This is a genomic window from Chryseobacterium potabilaquae (assembly GCF_902728265.1).
In the GTDB taxonomy this organism is placed as follows: domain Bacteria; phylum Bacteroidota; class Bacteroidia; order Flavobacteriales; family Weeksellaceae; genus Chryseobacterium; species Chryseobacterium potabilaquae.
On record NZ_CACVBR010000013.1, the window covers coordinates 25,995 to 43,091 of the forward strand.

The 17,097-nt window shown below is 33.3% G+C and carries 17 protein-coding genes; 13 read left to right on the top strand and 4 right to left on the bottom strand.

Going from position 1 to position 17,097, the window contains the following annotated elements; all coding sequences use genetic code 11:
• Positions 1 to 180 precede the first annotated feature (180 nt).
• The 4 genes from CHRY9293_RS08910 to clpB all read right to left on the bottom strand — a co-directional run bounded on the left by CHRY9293_RS08910 (position 181) and on the right by clpB (position 5,752).
• A complete protein-coding gene (locus CHRY9293_RS08910; RefSeq protein WP_122634822.1) occupies positions 181 to 819 on the bottom strand; it encodes a response regulator transcription factor in 639 nt (212 codons plus the stop codon).
• Entirely contained in the window at positions 816 to 1,601 is a 786-nt protein-coding gene (locus CHRY9293_RS08915; protein ID WP_122634821.1) for a sensor histidine kinase, read from the bottom strand. Before CHRY9293_RS08915 ends, CHRY9293_RS08910 begins: the two co-directional genes overlap by 4 nt.
• Before the next feature lie 655 nt (positions 1,602 to 2,256).
• Positions 2,257 to 2,787: a hypothetical protein gene (locus tag CHRY9293_RS08920; RefSeq protein ID WP_162032662.1), complete on the bottom strand. Its 531-nt coding sequence runs from the start codon at positions 2,785 to 2,787 to the stop codon at positions 2,257 to 2,259.
• A 370-nt stretch (positions 2,788 to 3,157) separates the two neighbouring features.
• Entirely contained in the window at positions 3,158 to 5,752 is a 2,595-nt protein-coding gene (gene clpB, locus CHRY9293_RS08925; RefSeq protein WP_162032663.1) for an ATP-dependent chaperone ClpB, read from the bottom strand.
• A 478-nt stretch (positions 5,753 to 6,230) separates the two neighbouring features.
• Between clpB and CHRY9293_RS08930 the strand changes: the two genes are divergently transcribed.
• The 13 genes from CHRY9293_RS08930 to CHRY9293_RS08990 all read left to right on the top strand — a co-directional run bounded on the left by CHRY9293_RS08930 (position 6,231) and on the right by CHRY9293_RS08990 (position 17,024).
• Positions 6,231 to 6,809 (top strand): TetR/AcrR family transcriptional regulator, encoded by a 579-nt coding sequence (locus tag CHRY9293_RS08930; RefSeq protein ID WP_162032664.1) that lies wholly within the window; start codon positions 6,231 to 6,233, stop codon positions 6,807 to 6,809.
• Between the two features lie 121 nt (positions 6,810 to 6,930).
• Complete coding sequence (locus tag CHRY9293_RS08935) at positions 6,931 to 8,250, top strand: phenylacetate--CoA ligase family protein (RefSeq protein ID WP_162032665.1); 1,320 nt, start codon at positions 6,931 to 6,933, stop codon at positions 8,248 to 8,250.
• Positions 8,247 to 9,332, top strand: a complete 1,086-nt coding sequence (locus CHRY9293_RS08940; protein ID WP_162032666.1) for a 2Fe-2S iron-sulfur cluster-binding protein — start codon at positions 8,247 to 8,249, stop codon at positions 9,330 to 9,332. The genes CHRY9293_RS08935 and CHRY9293_RS08940 overlap by 4 nt, the downstream gene beginning before the upstream one ends.
• A gap of 119 nt (positions 9,333 to 9,451) precedes the next feature.
• Positions 9,452 to 10,390: a 1,2-phenylacetyl-CoA epoxidase subunit PaaA gene (gene paaA, locus CHRY9293_RS08945; protein WP_162032667.1), complete on the top strand. Its 939-nt coding sequence runs from the start codon at positions 9,452 to 9,454 to the stop codon at positions 10,388 to 10,390.
• A 109-nt stretch (positions 10,391 to 10,499) separates the two neighbouring features.
• Positions 10,500 to 10,781, top strand: a complete 282-nt coding sequence (gene paaB, locus CHRY9293_RS08950) for a 1,2-phenylacetyl-CoA epoxidase subunit PaaB (protein ID WP_162032668.1) — start codon at positions 10,500 to 10,502, stop codon at positions 10,779 to 10,781.
• Positions 10,781 to 11,530, top strand: coding sequence for a 1,2-phenylacetyl-CoA epoxidase subunit PaaC (gene paaC / locus CHRY9293_RS08955; protein ID WP_162032669.1), 750 nt, complete (start codon positions 10,781 to 10,783; stop codon positions 11,528 to 11,530). Before paaB ends, paaC begins: the two co-directional genes overlap by 1 nt.
• Before the next feature lie 96 nt (positions 11,531 to 11,626).
• Entirely contained in the window at positions 11,627 to 12,064 is a 438-nt protein-coding gene (paaD, locus tag CHRY9293_RS08960; protein ID WP_162032707.1) for a 1,2-phenylacetyl-CoA epoxidase subunit PaaD, read from the top strand.
• Positions 12,065 to 12,214: 150 nt separating this feature from the next.
• The gene (locus CHRY9293_RS08965; RefSeq protein ID WP_162032670.1) at positions 12,215 to 13,015 is read left to right on the top strand and encodes an enoyl-CoA hydratase-related protein; all 801 of its coding nucleotides are present in this window, start codon (positions 12,215 to 12,217) and stop codon (positions 13,013 to 13,015) included.
• 109 nt (positions 13,016 to 13,124) lie between these two features.
• Positions 13,125 to 14,255: a 3-hydroxyacyl-CoA dehydrogenase NAD-binding domain-containing protein gene (locus CHRY9293_RS08970; RefSeq protein ID WP_162032671.1), complete on the top strand. Its 1,131-nt coding sequence runs from the start codon at positions 13,125 to 13,127 to the stop codon at positions 14,253 to 14,255.
• 69 nt (positions 14,256 to 14,324) lie between these two features.
• Positions 14,325 to 14,639, top strand: coding sequence for a hypothetical protein (locus tag CHRY9293_RS08975; RefSeq protein ID WP_162032672.1), 315 nt, complete (start codon positions 14,325 to 14,327; stop codon positions 14,637 to 14,639).
• 1 nt (position 14,640) lies between these two features.
• On the top strand, positions 14,641 to 15,054 hold the full coding sequence (locus CHRY9293_RS08980; RefSeq protein ID WP_162032673.1) for a PaaI family thioesterase: 414 nt from the start codon (positions 14,641 to 14,643) through the stop codon (positions 15,052 to 15,054).
• A gap of 66 nt (positions 15,055 to 15,120) precedes the next feature.
• Positions 15,121 to 16,326: a 3-oxoadipyl-CoA thiolase gene (gene pcaF, locus CHRY9293_RS08985; RefSeq protein ID WP_162032674.1), complete on the top strand. Its 1,206-nt coding sequence runs from the start codon at positions 15,121 to 15,123 to the stop codon at positions 16,324 to 16,326.
• A gap of 104 nt (positions 16,327 to 16,430) precedes the next feature.
• Entirely contained in the window at positions 16,431 to 17,024 is a 594-nt protein-coding gene (locus CHRY9293_RS08990) for an acyltransferase (RefSeq protein ID WP_162032675.1), read from the top strand.
• Positions 17,025 to 17,097: the final 73 nt, after the last annotated feature.

The following is a 17,097-nucleotide window of genomic DNA, read 5'->3' on the forward strand; positions in this document are numbered from 1 at the left end:
TTAAAATAAAAAAATATGAATTAGCTCGTTAATTTAGCTTTAACGAAATGTAGATTAAAAAAGTAAAGTGTGGTATTTAATTGAATTAGAATTAGTCAGCCCTTAACCTGTTTTAAAAGTTATGTTAATATTTGGTGGTTATGATCAGATTAAGAGCTGACTGGTTATAATGTAATTTATTTAGGCAAAGCCATTTTTCATTGCAAAAACCGCAAGACCCACTCGGGTTTTTAATTCTAGCTTATCACAGAGTTGGTCTCGATAACTTTCCACTGTTCTTGGGCTACAGCACATTTTGTCCGCGATTTCTTTATAACTTAACTCAGTTACAGTATATTTTAGAAATTCTCTTTCACGATCTGAGATTTTTAAATTATTCTCAACCACTGCATCGTTGCCTAGATTGGAAAAGATAATTTTTGAAGCCCATTCAGGATAGAAAAATCCATCATTACTAAGCTTTTTAATCGCATTTTCTAATTCCTTTGGATGGGTGTTTTTTAATAGGTATCCTTTTGCTCCATTTTTAATCATTTTAATGACACTTTTATCATCTCCTTGCATGCTAAGAGCCATTACTTTAATATTAGGATGATTTTCTTTAAGCCAAAGAACAGTTTCAAAGCCATCCATTATAGGCATGCTAATGTCTAGAAGTATAATGTCTGGAATTTTACTATTATTTTCAAATTTTTGTATAAGGTCTTTTCCGTTCTCTGCAACATAAATAACCTCAAAATCTTTAAAATTATCAATGATTCCTTCTAGAGCTTTAGCAATAAGTACATGATCATCAACAATAACGATGGTTTTTTTCATGATTGTTTTTTTAAAGTTATATTGAGTGTAGTTCCCATATTGATCTGACTATCCATACTAAAAATCGCTCCGATAATTTCGGCTCTGTTTCTCATATTTGTCAACCCGATGCCATTGGAAGTGATTTTGGACTTGTCAAACCCTATTCCATCATCTTTGATACTCAATTCCCATAATACCTCATCGGATGTATTGAGATTGATGAAAATATTTTTGCATTGAGAATGTTTTATACTATTCTGAATAAACTCTTGAGTAATTCTGAGGAGAACATTTTTGTGAACGAATTCTAAATCAAGTTGCTGGAAATTATGTTCGAAACTTACTTTACATTTTTTAAACGAATTGGTATTATTTACCTCTTCTTCAATTAAAGTTACAATTCCCTTTTGATTTATATTATCATCCGTTAAAGTCTTTGAAAGGCTTCTTAAATCATGTAACGATTGATTAATAATCTGTGAGACTTGTTCTATTCTTTCATTGACTTCCGGAACTTTATTTTCATATAATAACTGTTGAGTATAGAGACTTACTAGGGTTAACTTCTGTCCAATATTATCATGAAGTTCACGGCCGATTTGTTGCATAGTGGCTTGTTGAATCTCTAATTGGGTTGTTAAAAGTTCTCTTTTATGAATTTCGTTTTTTACTTCAATTTCATTTAAATATTCTCTTTTGCGTTGTTTATATTTTCTGATATATACCATCACGGCAGCAACAAACAACACGAAAAAAACGTTAAATAAAATAATAGTTATTAAGAGTTCTGTTTTCCCCATATAAATGAAATTGAGAATAATAAATACATGATAATTCCAGATATTAAGAAGTAATTGAAATAAATATTCCACAGTTCTTTATATTGGTTGAGGAGACTGAAAAATGTCCAAAAAGGTAATGTTCCAATATAAAATAATGTAACTCCCAAATTAATATAAAACATTTTATTCCTGCTAAAATTTAAGATTTCGGAAGAATTAATCTGCTTATAATATTCCATGATTACAAGGATCATGAGTATGAGACACCCAAATGTATAATTGAATGAGAAAATTATTTTTTTAGTGGTAAAATAAAACTCACTGGGTAGAAAAGATAGTAAATACAGAAAAGATAATAAATAAAACAACTTTGTTTTACCAAAAGACTTTGCAGCATATAGCCAATAAAAAAATATAAATTCAATGGGTATGACAAAGTAATTAAAAAAAATGGGCTTACTATATTCTACCACAAGATGTCCCCACTTTCCGATTACTTCACACAAAAATACAAAGACAAGATAAAAGGAGAAATATTTCCAATAAGAATCTTTTTCTCGATTATAATACAAAATAGATATTATAGCTGTAAGTCCTTCAGCCCAAACTAAAGAATCTTGTAGTATTCTCTGAAAATCCGTCATTGTATTATGGTGTAAAAAATAGTATTATATTAAAATTGTTGAGTTTTTGGGTCAGATGGAGGTGAAAGTGTTCCATGATTTTCTGCAATTGTTTCTTCAGAGGGATCTATTGTTTTTGCAGCTGTATTCATAATCATCCCATTAGCGCAGTTGAAATCATAATTCAATAATTTACCATTTTCATCTTTCATTTTTAAGGTTGGAACTAATACCAAAGTGTGTTTTTCTGCATATTCTTGCGAAATAGGATGTCCATTCATAATCGACCACTCCTCCGCTTTGGGATAAGCTGCGTAATAAAATCTGACTCCCAAATCATTAGTTGTTGCATTTGGATCTACATTTTTAGCTTCATTTTCAATACAGCTAATGAAATTTTTTAATTTGGGAAGATCAAACCAAATGGAAAAAGCATCATTAATGCCTAATTCATTATTTACTGCAATAAGTTGATTGTTTCGATAGTTATTGACTAATTTCTGAACAAGTTCCGAAGCAATTGTGTTTTGGCTAGAAGTGGCTTCTGAAGATTCATTTTGTGGAATTGGTTTTGTTTTCATGATGGTAGTTTTAAGTGAAAAATTAATTAAAGCAAAGTTCGAGAAAAAATGAGGTTCCTATAGGACGTATTTTTCCTGATTCTTTACCGTGATTCTACGGATTGTGAAATCTTAAATAAAGTTATAAAGAATTATTGATCTCTTAAAGAAAAATGCTATAATTTATTCAATTGTTATTTTTAAATGTTTGGGTATGAATGTCTTCCTTGAAAAATCAAATTATTAATGAAGTTCAAATCATTTTTTTTGATAGTTTAAAGGGTAGCGATAAAGTTTTGAATCTCATATTGTGTTAGTTAATAAAATAAATAAGTGCTATAGAAATATCTACAGCACTTACTTACAAAATAATATATATGAAAAAAACTATTTATTTTTCAGTGGGTCTGAATACGAGACCTGTTTCTTCAAAATAATCTAACGTGATTCTATCACCATCATTTACGTTTCCGGCAAGAATTTCTCTAGATAGTTTATTTAAAACTTCTTGTTGGATAACCCTTTTCAATGGTCTTGCTCCGAAGGCAGGATCATACCCTTTATTCATCAAATAATCTACAGCGTCTTGGGTAGCAGTCATAATGATATTTCGTTTGGCTAGCATATCATTGAATCCTCTCAACTGATACGTAACAATTTTTCCAATTTCTTTTTTTCTTAAAGGTTGGAACAATACAATCTCATCAATTCTATTTAAGAATTCTGGACGTAAAGTTTGTTTCAATAAGTCGAAAACTTCACCTTTTGTTTTGTCTACAATTTCATCCTGATTGGCATCGGTGATATTTTCAAAATTCTCCTGAATTAAATGTGAACCTAAATTGGACGTCATAATGATGATCGAGTTTTTGAAATTCACTACCCGTCCTTTATTGTCTGTTAATCTGCCATCATCCAATACTTGGAGTAATGTATTAAAAACGTCAGGATGAGCTTTTTCAATCTCATCTAAAAGAACCACAGAATATGGTCTTCTTCTTACTGCTTCTGTCAATTGTCCCCCTTCATCATATCCAACATATCCTGGAGGAGCCCCTACTAATCTCGATACTGAATGACGTTCTTGGTATTCGCTCATATCAATTCTCGTCATGTTATTTTCGTCATCAAATAAAAACTCGGCTAACGCTTTTGCGAGCTCAGTTTTTCCGACGCCCGTTGTTCCTAAGAATAAGAAAGATCCGATGGGCTTTTTATCATCACTCAATCCGGCTCTGTTTCTTCTGATGGCATCCGCTACTGCTTGAATAGCTTCGTCTTGCCCTACCACTCTGTGATGAAGCTCAGATTCAAGGTTTAATAATTTTTCTTTTTCAGACTGAAGTAATTTCATAACAGGAATTCCTGTCCATTTTGCAATCACTTCAGAAATATTTTCAGAAGTTACTTCTTCTTTAATTAATTCATTCTGATGATTTTGCATTTCAATCTCAAGTTTGGAAAGCTCTTCTTCTTTTTCACGAAGTTTCCCATATTGAATTTCTGCAACTTTGGCATAGTCTCCTGTTCTTGAAGCTCTTTCAGCTTCGAGCTTTAAAGATTCTATATCTTTTTTAATCTGTGTTAAATCCTCAGATTTTTGTTTTTCTTTTAGCCATTTTGCATTGATTTCGTTCCTTTGTTCAGAAATTTTTGCAATGTCCTCTTTTAAATGATCAATCTTTGTTTGATTGCCTTCCCTTGAAATAGCGGCCAATTCAATTTCCAGTTGCATTAATTTTCTGTCTAAAACATCCAGTTCTTCTGGTTTTGAATTGATTTCCATCCTCAATTTGGCGGAAGCCTCATCAATCAAATCAATGGCTTTATCAGGTAAAAATCGGTCTGAAATATATCGTTGAGACATTTCCACTGCTGCAATAATCGCTTCATCTTTGATTCTTACCTTGTGATGAGCTTCATATTTATCTTTAATTCCCCGAAGAATAGAAATGGCTGACTCTGTATCCGGTTCTTCCACCATTACTTTTTGAAAACGTCTTTCTAATGCTTTGTCTTTTTCAAAATATTTTTGATATTCATTCAAAGTGGTAGCACCGATTGCTCTTAATTCTCCTCTTGCCAAAGCTGGCTTCAGAATATTGGCAGCATCCATAGCACCTTCTCCACCGCCTGCTCCAACCAATGTGTGAATTTCATCGATAAAAAGAATAATTTGCCCGTCTGATTTGATAACTTCATTCACAACCGATTTTAGGCGTTCTTCAAATTCTCCTTTATATTTTGCACCGGCAATTAAAGCTCCCATATCCAATGAATACAATGTTTTATCCACTAAGTTTTCAGGAACGTCGCCGCTGATAATTCTATGGGCAATTCCTTCTGCAATTGCAGTTTTACCCACGCCGGGTTCTCCAATCAGAATAGGATTGTTTTTTGTTCTCCTCGAAAGGATCTGTAAGACTCTTCTAATTTCCTCATCGCGGCCGATTACAGGATCCAGTTTACCTTCTGCGGCTAGTTCATTAAAGTTTTTTGCATATTTGTTCAAGGATTGATAAGTTTCTTCTGAACTTGCAGAGGTGGCTTTGCTTCCTTTTCTTAATTCTTTAATCCCTCCTTCTAAAAGGTTTTTAGTAACCCCCATATCTTTCAGCATTTTCGAAACTTCTGAATGAGTATCTAAAAGAGAAAGCCATAGATGTTCAATCGTTACATATTCATCGCCCATTTTTTTTGCAATGTTAGGTGCGTCGAGTAAAACTTTGTTTGCGGATTGTGAAAGATAAATATTTCCTCCTTGTACTTTTGGAAGTTTTTCTAAATTTTCACGGTTGCGCTCTCTTACTAAACTAGCATCTGCTTCTGATTTTTTTAATAAGAAAGGCGATATATTTTCATCTACTTGAAAAATACCTTCGAGGAGATGTTGAGGTTCAATACTTTGATTGCCAAATTCCATGGCTACTTGTTGTGCAGCTTGGATGGCTTCTTGTGATTTTACAGTATATTGGTTTAAGTTCATATTTATATTTTTTAGTTTCAATAATTTTTAGTTTCAATTGTAGACATCAGATTTTAGGCCATTCATCTTAATTTTATTTAAAGTTTAGTTTCTAAAGTCTGATGTCTTTCAAGTGTTTCAATTATTTAATTCGATTACATTATCGCAAAAACTATTCAATTGTTTCATTTTTTAAAATTATAGACAAAATTTCCATATTTCATGTTTTTGCATGAATTTTTACAGACAAAATTTCCGAATATTGAAAAATAATTACTAGAATGAGAAAAAATTACATAAGCTTACATCTTGAAATTTTAAGGTTTAAGGAAAGAGAATAAGGAATGGCTTCTAATTTAGTGATTGGTTTTCTTTACTCGACAGTACGGACTTTAGGCTCACTTTTGTAAATTATAAATATCTTTTCAAGCTTCTACTTAAAATCATATCTTTAAAATAATAATATTAAAACAGAATAATTACTTTTGTATTTTATCAAATGGAGCTTAAGGAAAAACAAAAGAAAATATTAGAAGTAGCTGTTGAGCTCTTCAAGGAGAAAGGATATCTAGGTAGTTCTGTCAGAGACTTGGCCACAAAGTTAAATATCAAGGCGGCTTCTTTATATGCTCATATCCGTTCGAAAGAAGAAATTCTGGAGTGGATTTGTTTCGGTATTGCGCAGGAATTTTTTGATGAACTGCAGAAGGTCAAGAATACAAATATTTCCCCTAAGGAAAAATTAAATTTATTTATTGGCCGCCATTTATCGGTGGTTCTTCAAAACCGTGATGTTACCCACATCTATTCCAATGAGTGGAAACACTTAGAAGATAGGCTTCCCGAATTTATTGAGTTAAGAAAAAATTATCAACAAGAGGTAGAGGAATTGATTTCTCAAATTTATCAGGCTGAAAATTGGGAATTAAAATCACCAACTTTTACCACGAGATTTATTCTTCATACACTCAATAACTCTTATTTCTGGTTCAAAAGAAATATTGAATCTACTTCTGAAATTACTGATGAAATAAGGGATAAAGTTCTCTTTGGATTGTTAGGGAATAATTTACAATAATAGTTACTTTTTTTAGCAATGATTATTTAGAACCATTCAAAATGTGATAAAAATCATAAAAATTTTGTCAGGTATAAAAATCTTTTTAAATTTACACCTAACAAATGTTAGTTAGTTGGGTATGGATTTTTCAATTGAATATATAAGACTTGACCAATTGCGACAGCTTCAATCTGAGCGGCTGGTTAATCTGGTTAATTATCTTGTGGATAAATCGGAATTTTATAAAAATAAATTCAATACATTAGGAGTAAGTTCAGGAGATATACGATCAATTGAAGATATTACTAAACTTCCCATTACTTACAAACAAGATTTGAGAGATCATTACCCGTTCGGATTATTTACTGTTCCTAAAAATCAATTACAGAGAATTCATTGTTCTAGCGGCACGACAGGAAAACCAACGGTGGTAGGATATACAAAGGAAGATGTGGACTTATTCAGTGAGGTAGTAGCCAGATCATTAAATGCGGCTGGTGCAAAACCGGGAATGCAGTTACATAATGCGTATGGATATGGAATTTTTACAGGAGGGCTAGGGCTGCATTATGGAGCAGAAAAACTAGGAATGAGTGTTCTTCCCATTTCTGGAGGTATGACTACAAGACAGGTTGATTTGATTATAGATTTTAAACCGGAAGTTATTTGTTGCTCACCTTCTTATGCTTTGACAATCGCGGATGAATTTGCTCATAGAGGAATTTCCGCAAATGAGATTAGTCTAAAGTATGCTGTTTTAGGATCAGAACCTTGGACTGAAATAATTAGGCATCATATTGAGGAAAGATTAGGAGTGCATGCTACAAATATTTATGGATTAAGCGAAATCATCGGGCCGGGCGTTTCTATGGAAGATTTTGAGGAAAAAGGTGGATCCTATATTTGGGAAGACCATTTTTATCCTGAAATTTTAGATCCAATTACTAAGCAACCAGTTCCTTTTGGAGAAGAAGGAGTTTTAGTAATTACAACTTTGACAAAGAAGGCAATGCCGCTTTTAAGGTATTGGACAAACGATATTACAAGTCTTTATTATGATGAGTCAGGGAAAAGAACGATGGTTAAAATGAGGCCTATTTTGGGAAGAGCTGATGATATGTTGATTGTAAGGGGGGTAAATGTGTACCCAAGTCAGATTGAAGAAGCTTTTTCTCATGTGAATGGTGTAGTTCCCAATTATTACCTAACACCCATTGAAAAAGAGCATATGTGTGTGGCATTGGATATTGATGTAGAAATTGATGATGATTTTGTGAAAGCCCAACAAATTAAAATCAATACAGATGCTTATTTAAATTTTGTGGGGAATTTTGGAAGAAATATAGAAAATGAAATAAAAAAACGAGTAGGAATTACAACGAAAGTGAAAATTCATGCTCAAGACAGTTTACCAAAATGCGAAGGTGGAAAAATTAATAGAATACTAAAAACAAAATGAATTCATTTTATAAATTAAAAACTGTAAAAGTTCAAAAAGATACTAATGATGCCGTTAATGTGGCGGTTGAAATCCCTGAGGAATTGAAGGATAAATTCAGATTCAAGCAGGGGCAGTATCTTAACTTTCGAATGATGATCAATGGAAATGAAGAAAGACGTTCCTATTCGATTTGTAATGCTCCCAGTGAAAAAGGAAATACACTTGAAGTGCTGGTTAAATTATTAGAAGGAGGAAAAGTGTCAGGATATTTCAATGAGCATCTTCATATGGATGAAATTCTGGAAGTAATGCCTCCGATGGGTGGTTTTAATACATCTTATCATCCGACAAACGTGAAAACATATGTGGGTTTGGCAGCTGGCAGTGGAATTAGTCCAGTACTATCGAATATTAAAGAAAGTCTTTATCAAGAACCTAATAGTAATGCTTATCTGTTTTATAGTAACAGAAGCATGAATCATATAATGAAAAAGGCTGAAATTGATAAATTAGTTGAATCCTTTAATGGAAGATTAAAAGTAATTTATCTTGTAAGTCGTGAAAAGCATGAAGATCCTGTATTTGAAGGAAGAATTTCTCCAGAAAAATTGGAACAATTATTTGAAAGATATGTAGATATTGATATTAAGGAATCTACTTATTTTATCTGTGGACCTGCAGAAATGATTAAAGGCATTGCCGATTATTTAAAGAAAGATAAAAAAGTACCTGCCATTCAGGTGCTATTCGAGTACTTCACTGCTCCTGATGAAGAAAATACAGAGGAGATGAGTGAAGAGTTTAAGGCTATTGCCAATATAGAAAGTATGGTAACGGTTATTATCGATGATGATGAATATTCATTCCATTTGAATTCTAAAAAAGAAAGTATTTTAGATAAAGCATTGAAAGATCAACTTCCTGTTCCTTTTGCTTGTAAGGGTGGAGTATGTTGTACATGCAAAGCACAGGTTCTTGAAGGAGACGTTTTTATGGAAAAAAACTTTGCTCTTACTGAGGAAGAAGTGGCAAAAGGCTATGTTTTGACATGTCAATGTCATCCTACTACAAATGTGGTGATGCTTAATTATGATGTGTAATTAATGTAACAATGTGATAGTTTACCAATGTAACAATTATTGCTAAATTGAGCTAAATGTATTGCTAGACTGTTAGATTGATATAGTATTACATTTTAAAATTTTAAAAAATTTTAATTATGGACTTAGAAAAATTTGTGCAATACGTACACGAAGAAAATAAAGTAGAACCAAAAGATATTATGCCTGATGATTATAGGAAATTATTGGTTCGTCAGATTTCGCAACATGCCCATTCTGAAATTGTCGGTATGCTTCCGGAAGCTAACTGGATTTCAAGAGCGCCTTCATTAAGAAGAAAAATGGCTCTTTTGGCTAAAGTTCAGGATGAAGCAGGGCATGGTTTGTATCTGTATGCGGCAACTGAAACATTAGGAAATGGAACAATCAGGGCGGATAGAGATGCTACTTATGATGACATGCTTTCCGGAAAAGCTAAATATTCGAGTATTTTCAATTATCCAACATTAAGCTGGGCGGATATTGGGGCTATTGGTTGGTTAGTGGATGGTGCTGCTATTATGAATCAGGTGATGTTGATGGGGAATTCTTATGGCCCTTATTCTAGAGCGATGGTAAGAATTTGTAAAGAAGAATCATTCCATCAAAGACAAGGCTATGAAATTTTGATGGCTCTTTGTCGGGGAACCAAACAACAAAAGGAAATGGCTCAGGCAGCATTAAATCGTTTTTGGTGGCCTGCTTTAATGATGTTTGGCCCGAATGATGATAGCTCACCCAATTCCAAAATGTCTATGAATTACAGGGTTAAGAGAGAAAGTAATGATAGTCTTCGTCAAAGATTTATTGATGTTACGGTGGCTCAGGCTGAGTTTCTAGGATTGGCTATTCCGGATAAGGATCTAAAATGGAATGAAGAAAGGCAACATTATGATTTTGGAGAACTTCCTTGGGGTGAGTTTATGGAAATTTTAAAAGGAAATGGACCTTGTAACAAGAAAAGGTTACAAACAAAAGTAAAAGCTCAAGAAGAAAATCTTTGGGTAAAAGAAGCAGCAGCGGCTTTTGCAGAAAAACAACAAAAAGAAGTAATTTAAAAAATGTAACAATATGTTAATGTAAAGATGTAACAAATTTTTAATAGGCTTCATTAAAGCTTCTTATTGGTAAACTGTTACATTGATACATTGTTAAATTCATTTGATTATGGCAAATTTAGATATGTGGGAAGTATTTATTCAGACTAAACCGGGATTATCCCACAAACATGCCGGAACAGTTCAGGCACCTACAGCAGAAATGGCGTTACAGAACGCAAGAGATGTATACACAAGAAGAAAAGAAGGAACTTGCGTTTGGGTGGTTCCTAGTAAATATATTATCAGCTCAGAAGGAATGGACCAGGATGCATTTTTTGATCCTGCAGATGACAAATTATACCGCCACCCTACCTTCTACGATATTCCTAACGATGTAAAAAATATGTAATGAACGCATTATTTAACTATTTATTAAAGTTTGCCGATGATAGTTTCATTATGGGGCAACGATTATCCGAATGGTGTGGGGAAGGACCTTATTTGGAGGAAGATATTGCATTGACAAATATTGCATTGGACGAACTTGGACAAGCAAATAATTTATATGTATATGCTTCAAGAATTGCCGATGATGGTAAAAGTGAAGATGATTTGGCCTTTTTAAGATATGAACACGAATATGTCAATGCCCATTGGGTGGAATTGCCCAATGAGGATTATGCACAGACTATTCTTAAAGTATATGTTTTCTCCATATATCAGAAATTAATGTATGAAGCATTATCAAATTCTGCGGATGAAGATCTTTTAGCGATTGCGCAGAAATCTTTAAAAGAAGTAAAATATCATTATACACATTCCTTATCATGGATGAAAATCTTTGCTCAGGGAACAGAAGAAAGTCGTACACGTTTGATCAATGCAATAGATAGAATATGGGAATATACTAAAGGGTTATTCGCAAAAGTGGAAGGTGAGGATGATTTAATGGTTTTAAATATAGCTCCTAATATTGATGAGTTGTACAATGAATTTATAGCGGTTACACAAAAAGATTTTCAAGATTTTGGATTAGACTATCCAACTAATCTCTTTATGCAGCCAAAATCAAGAACAGGTTATCACACAGAATACTTTGGATATATCCTTTGTGAATTACAATATATGCAGAGAGCGTATCCGGGTTGTACTTGGTAAAAATACTAAGATGTTTGTTTAATATTGATATCCGAGACATATATTCTTAAATTATTAGATTAAAAAAGATTGAAAAGTCCTTTAGAAATATTAGAAATGGTTCCTGATCCGGAAATTCCGGTGATCAATATTGTGGAATTAGGGATTGTAAGAGAGGCGAAGATTATCAACGAAAACTCTTGTGAAGTCATCATTACACCCACCTATTCAGCATGTCCTGCCATGTTTACCATTGAGGAAGATATCATAAAAGCTATGAAAGAAAATGGATGGGATGCTAAAGTCGTTACTAAAATGTTTCCGATTTGGACAACGGATTGGCTAACAGATGAAGCTAGGGAAAAGCTTCGAGTTTACGGGATCACACCTCCTGAAAAAGGAGCAGACGAAAATCATATAGGGAAGCCCAAAAAATGCCCACGTTGTGGTTCTATGAATTCAAAACAAATTAGCAGATTTGGTTCTACTTTGTGTAAAGCCTCATACCAATGTTTAGATTGTTTGGAGCCCTTTGATTATTTTAAATGTCATTAAAAAATGTAATGATCTAAGAATGTTTATGTAACAATTTAAAAGATTCATTTATGATAAAGATGCTGAACTATTCAGCTGTTTCATAGATAAATTGTTATACAGGGAACTTGTTAAATTATTATCTTTATAAGATCTAAAAATTGTTTTTTTATGTATACACAACTCGATATCGAAACGCATTTTGAAGGGAAGCTTAAAATTGCATATTTGAATCAACCGGAATCTCTAAATGCTCTTACAAAGCCAGCATTAGCAGAATTAAAAGAATTTGTAAAATTATGCAGTGAAGATGATACTGTAAGGTGCGTAGCCATATCCGGAAGGGGGAGAGCGTTTTGCTCAGGTCAAAATTTGGATGAAGCTTTTGCGGTAGGAAAGGAACACCATGACCAAGATATTATCAGAAAAATTGTAGTAGATTACTATAATCCTTTAGTAACAGAAATTACACATTGTAAAAAGCCTGTAGTAGCATTAGTAAATGGTCCGGCTGTTGGAGCAGGTGCCATGTTAGCTTTAATTTGTGATTTTGTTTTAGCAACTGATAAAGCTTATTTTGCTCAGGCATTTTCAAATATCGGATTAATTCCTGATACAGGAGGAACTTATTTTCTGCCTAAACTTCTTGGAAGACAGTTGGCTAACTATTTGGCATTTACAGGGAAAAAATTATCTGCTGAAGAGTCTAAGTCTTATGGATTAGTTGCAGAAGTATTCAGTGAAGCAGAATTTGCTCTAAAATCAATGGAGATTCTTGGAAAGATGTCCAATATGCCAACAGCAGCTATAAAATTGACTAAAAAAGCTTTTGCTCATTCATACACGAATACATTGAAAGAACAATTGGAGCTAGAAGGCGATTTGCAACAAGAAGCGGCTGAAACAGAAGACTTTTTAGAAGGTGTAAATGCATTTTTACAAAAAAGAAAACCTGATTATAAAGGAAAATAAATAATAATATAACAATTGATCAATGTAACAATTTAGTAGAGAAATGCTTCCTATAGTGAGCATGGCAAAACGTGATTGTTACATTGTTATATTGATAGACTGTTAAAATATGAATGTAGGAATTATTGGTGCAGGAACGATGGGTGTTGGAATAGCTCAAGTGGCAGCAACAGCAGGATGTAAAGTAGTGGTATTTGATGCAAATACTTTACAAATCGATAAGGCACTTTTCGGTTTAGAAAAAACACTTCAAAAGTTAGTGGAGAAGAATAAGCTGTCTCAAGAAAAAGCTAACGAAATCAGGAGTAATATTACCAAAGCAACCGTTTTGCAAGACTTAAAAGATGCTGATTTGGTAATCGAAGCTATTATTGAAAATAAAGAAATTAAAACGAAAGTTTTTACAGAATTAGAAACATATGTTTCTGAAAATTGTATTATAGGTTCCAATACATCTTCTATTTCTATTACCTCTCTTGGAGCAGAATTAAAAAATCCAGAACGTTTTATCGGAATTCACTTTTTTAACCCTGCCCCTTTGATGCCTTTGGTGGAGGTAATTCCATCTTTATTAACAAAAAATTCATTGGCTCAGGAAATCTACGATCTTATGAGAGATTGGGGTAAAATGCCTGTTATTGCCAAAGATATTCCAGGGTTTATTGTCAATAGAATCGCTCGTCCATATTACGGAGAAGCTTTAAGAATAGTTGAAGAAAATATTGCCACTCCTGAACAAGTTGATGATGCTATGAGAACATTGGGAAACTTTAAAATGGGACCTTTTGAATTAATGGACTTAATTGGAGTTGATGTGAATTTTGCTGTAACAACAACCGTTTACAAGGATTATTTTTATGATCCAAAGTATAAACCCTCTCTGCTTCAACAAAGAATGTCTGAAGCTAAACTTCATGGTAGAAAAACGGGAAAAGGATTTTATAATTATAGTGAGGGAGTCGAAAGGCCGATAGCTCACAAAGATGAGCTTCTTTATCAATACATATTTTTAAGAATTATTTCAATGTTGATTAATGAAGCCGTTGAAGCAAAAAGAATAGGTATTGCTACGGATGAAGATATTGAACTTGCCATGCAAAAAGGGGTAAACTATCCCAAAGGATTATTAAGCTGGGGTAAAGAAATTGGATATACAAAAATCTCCGAAACCTTACAAAAACTGTACGAAGAATATCAGGAAGAAAGATATAAGCAAAGTCCATTACTTCGTAAAATGTAACAATATATTAATCTAACAATTCATACTGTTATTGGTAAACTGTTACATTGCTAAATTATTACATTAAAAATGGATATAGATGAATTTAGAGCTGAGTTAGAAACAAGGCTTTTAATAGAAAAACAATACTTAATTCAGGAACTTTCCACCATTGAGGAGTATCAGGAAAGGGTTGAGCTATTAGGGCAGTTTAATGAAAAATATAAAGAACTTATTAAGCGATTGGCGCATGAGACTGGGATTGATTTAAATGCTCCTTATCCAATTGAGAATTCATCAAATTTAGAACTTCTTTCATATGAACAAATAATTCTTGGCAGAACGATGCATATTTATGATAAGCTGATAGAAGAATTATATGATAAAATAACAAAAATACACTAGAATGAACCCAAGACAAGTTGCAGACTATATGTTTAGTCAGGATTATTTTTCCCAATGGATGGATATTAAAATGATTGAGTTTAAAGACAATTATTGTTTAATAGAAATGCCCATAAAAAAGGAAATGCTTAATGGACTTAAAACAGTTCATGGAGGTATCACATTTGCCTTTGCTGATTCTGCATTAGCTTTTTCATCTAATAATTCTGGAAATGCAGCAGTTGCTTTAAACTGTACCATCAATTTTACCAAAGCCGGAAAAGAAGGAGATGTGTTCAGAGCAGAAAGTGTTTTGGTTCATGATACAAGAAAAACGGCTGTTTATGACATTAAAGTTACCAATCAACATAATGAGATGATTGCAAAGTTTGTGGGTACGGTTTATAAAATAGAAAAAAAGGTAATAGAACTATAAACAGATGAAAGGGTATTATTTAAAGGTATCCGAAATTTGAAAGTCAGTATTTAAATCTAATAAAAAATGAAAAACGTTTATATCGTTGACTATATACGTACTCCTATTTCAAAACTACAAGGAGGATTATCAGAAGTTAGGGCCGATGATTTGGCTGCTATTGTGATTAAAGAAATCGTAGCAAAAAACCCTGAAATTCCAGTTGAAAAAATTGAGGATGTGATTTTTGGATGTGCAAATCAAGCGGGTGAGGATAATAGAAATGTAGCAAGAATGGGGCTTCTATTAGCAGGACTTCCTTATAAAATTGGAGGAGAGACGGTAAATAGGCTTTGTGCTTCAGGAATGTCTGCGGTAGCAAATGCTTTTCGATCGATAGCTGCTGGAGAGGGAGAAATTTATATTGCTGGTGGAGTAGAACATATGACACGTTCGCCTTACGTGGTTTCGAAACCAAGTGCAGCATTTGGAAGAGATAGTCAGATGTTTGATACTACTTTTGGATGGAGATTTATCAATCCAAAAATGAAAGAAATGTACGGAGTTGACGGAATGGGGGAAACGGCAGAAAATTTAGCAGATATCCACCAGATCAGTCGTGAAGACCAAGATAAATTTGCACTTTGGTCACAGCAAAAAGCTACAAAGGCTCAGCAAAATGGAAGACTAGCAGAAGAAATTGTACAAGTTGAAATTCCTCAAAGAAAAGGAGGCCCCATTATTTTTGATCAAGATGAGTTTATTAAGCCTACTTCCACAATCGAAGGATTAGGAAAGCTTCGCCCTGCTTTCAGAAAGGAAGGAACAGTAACAGCTGGAAATGCTTCAGGAATGAATGATGGTGCAGCAGCTCTTATTTTAGCAGGGGAAGCAGCTGTTAAAAAATATGGATTAAAACCAAAAGCTAAAATTTTAGGTTCTTCTGTAGCGGGGGTTGAGCCAAGAGTTATGGGTATTGGACCGGTGGAAGCGACCCGAAAACTACTAAAAAGACTAAATCTTACATTAGAGGATATGGATATCATAGAGCTTAATGAAGCATTTGCAGCACAGGCTTTAGCAGTAACAAGAAGTTTAGGATTGAAGGATGATGATTCAAGAATAAATCCAAATGGCGGGGCTATTGCTATTGGACACCCTCTTGGAGTTTCAGGGGCCAGAATTATTGGTTCCGCAGCTATTGAACTTCAAAAACAAAATAAAAAATACGCATTGTGTACACTATGTATTGGTGTGGGACAAGGCTATGCAATGGTAATTGAAAAAATATAATTTTAATTAATAATGTACTCATGTAGCAATGTACTTTAAATTGTTAGATTGGTACACTAATTAAAATACATTGTTATATTAATTAAATTTTTAATAAAAAATTGATGAATATTTACTCATATCATGGAATTCGACCTATTATAAAGCCATCTGCTTATGTACATCCACAGGCTGTAATAATTGGGAATGTGGAAATCGGAGAAGAGGTGTATATTGGTCCGAATGCAGTTGTCCGTGGAGATTGGGGGAAAATTATAATAAAAGATGGTGCAAATGTTCAGGAAAATTGTACACTTCATGTATTCCCTAATATAGAAACGATCTTAGAAGAATCTGCTCATATTGGTCATGGTGCAATTATTCATTCCGGGCATATTGGGAGAAATTGTTTGGTAGGGATGAACTCTGTGGTGATGGATAAAGCCGTTATCGGCGATGAATGTATCATCGGAGCATTAGCTTTTGTCCCTGCAAATTTTAAATGTGAAGCAAGAAAATTACTTGTGGGAAGCCCTGCAAAAATTATCCGTGATGTTTCTGATGAAATGATCCATTGGAAAACAGAAGGAACAAAATTGTATCAGAAATTGGCGAGAGAAGGAAAAGAAGCTATTATACCTTGCGAGCCTTTTACAGAATATGTACAGCAAACACCTACCAAAATTGTTGATTACAGCATTTGGGATGACATTAAATAATCTAATAATTCTAATAATGTAACATATCAATAGATGATAATCTATTAGATCGATACAGTTACATTAAATATTA

Bases quoted from the DNA above. Each gene is read 5' to 3' on its own strand.
- CHRY9293_RS08920 (WP_162032662.1), bottom strand. From the start codon at position 2,787: ATGAAAACAAAACCAATTCCACAAAATGAATCTTCAGAAGCCACTTCT.
- CHRY9293_RS08990 (WP_162032675.1), top strand. From the start codon at position 16,431: ATGAATATTTACTCATATCATGGAATTCGACCTATTATAAAGCCATCT.
- CHRY9293_RS08940 (WP_162032666.1), top strand. From the start codon at position 8,247: ATGAATTCATTTTATAAATTAAAAACTGTAAAAGTTCAAAAAGATACT.
- CHRY9293_RS08930 (WP_162032664.1), top strand. From the start codon at position 6,231: ATGGAGCTTAAGGAAAAACAAAAGAAAATATTAGAAGTAGCTGTTGAG.
- CHRY9293_RS08935 (WP_162032665.1), top strand. From the start codon at position 6,931: ATGGATTTTTCAATTGAATATATAAGACTTGACCAATTGCGACAGCTT.
- paaC (WP_162032669.1), top strand. From the start codon at position 10,781: ATGAACGCATTATTTAACTATTTATTAAAGTTTGCCGATGATAGTTTC.
- pcaF (WP_162032674.1), top strand. From the start codon at position 15,121: ATGAAAAACGTTTATATCGTTGACTATATACGTACTCCTATTTCAAAA.
- CHRY9293_RS08980 (WP_162032673.1), top strand. From the start codon at position 14,641: ATGAACCCAAGACAAGTTGCAGACTATATGTTTAGTCAGGATTATTTT.
- CHRY9293_RS08910 (WP_122634822.1), bottom strand. From the start codon at position 819: ATGAAAAAAACCATCGTTATTGTTGATGATCATGTACTTATTGCTAAA.
- CHRY9293_RS08975 (WP_162032672.1), top strand. From the start codon at position 14,325: ATGGATATAGATGAATTTAGAGCTGAGTTAGAAACAAGGCTTTTAATA.
- CHRY9293_RS08965 (WP_162032670.1), top strand. From the start codon at position 12,215: ATGTATACACAACTCGATATCGAAACGCATTTTGAAGGGAAGCTTAAA.
- clpB (WP_162032663.1), bottom strand. From the start codon at position 5,752: ATGAACTTAAACCAATATACTGTAAAATCACAAGAAGCCATCCAAGCT.
- CHRY9293_RS08970 (WP_162032671.1), top strand. From the start codon at position 13,125: ATGAATGTAGGAATTATTGGTGCAGGAACGATGGGTGTTGGAATAGCT.
- paaA (WP_162032667.1), top strand. From the start codon at position 9,452: ATGGACTTAGAAAAATTTGTGCAATACGTACACGAAGAAAATAAAGTA.
- paaD (WP_162032707.1), top strand. From the start codon at position 11,627: ATGGTTCCTGATCCGGAAATTCCGGTGATCAATATTGTGGAATTAGGG.
- paaB (WP_162032668.1), top strand. From the start codon at position 10,500: ATGGCAAATTTAGATATGTGGGAAGTATTTATTCAGACTAAACCGGGA.
- CHRY9293_RS08915 (WP_122634821.1), bottom strand. From the start codon at position 1,601: ATGGGGAAAACAGAACTCTTAATAACTATTATTTTATTTAACGTTTTT.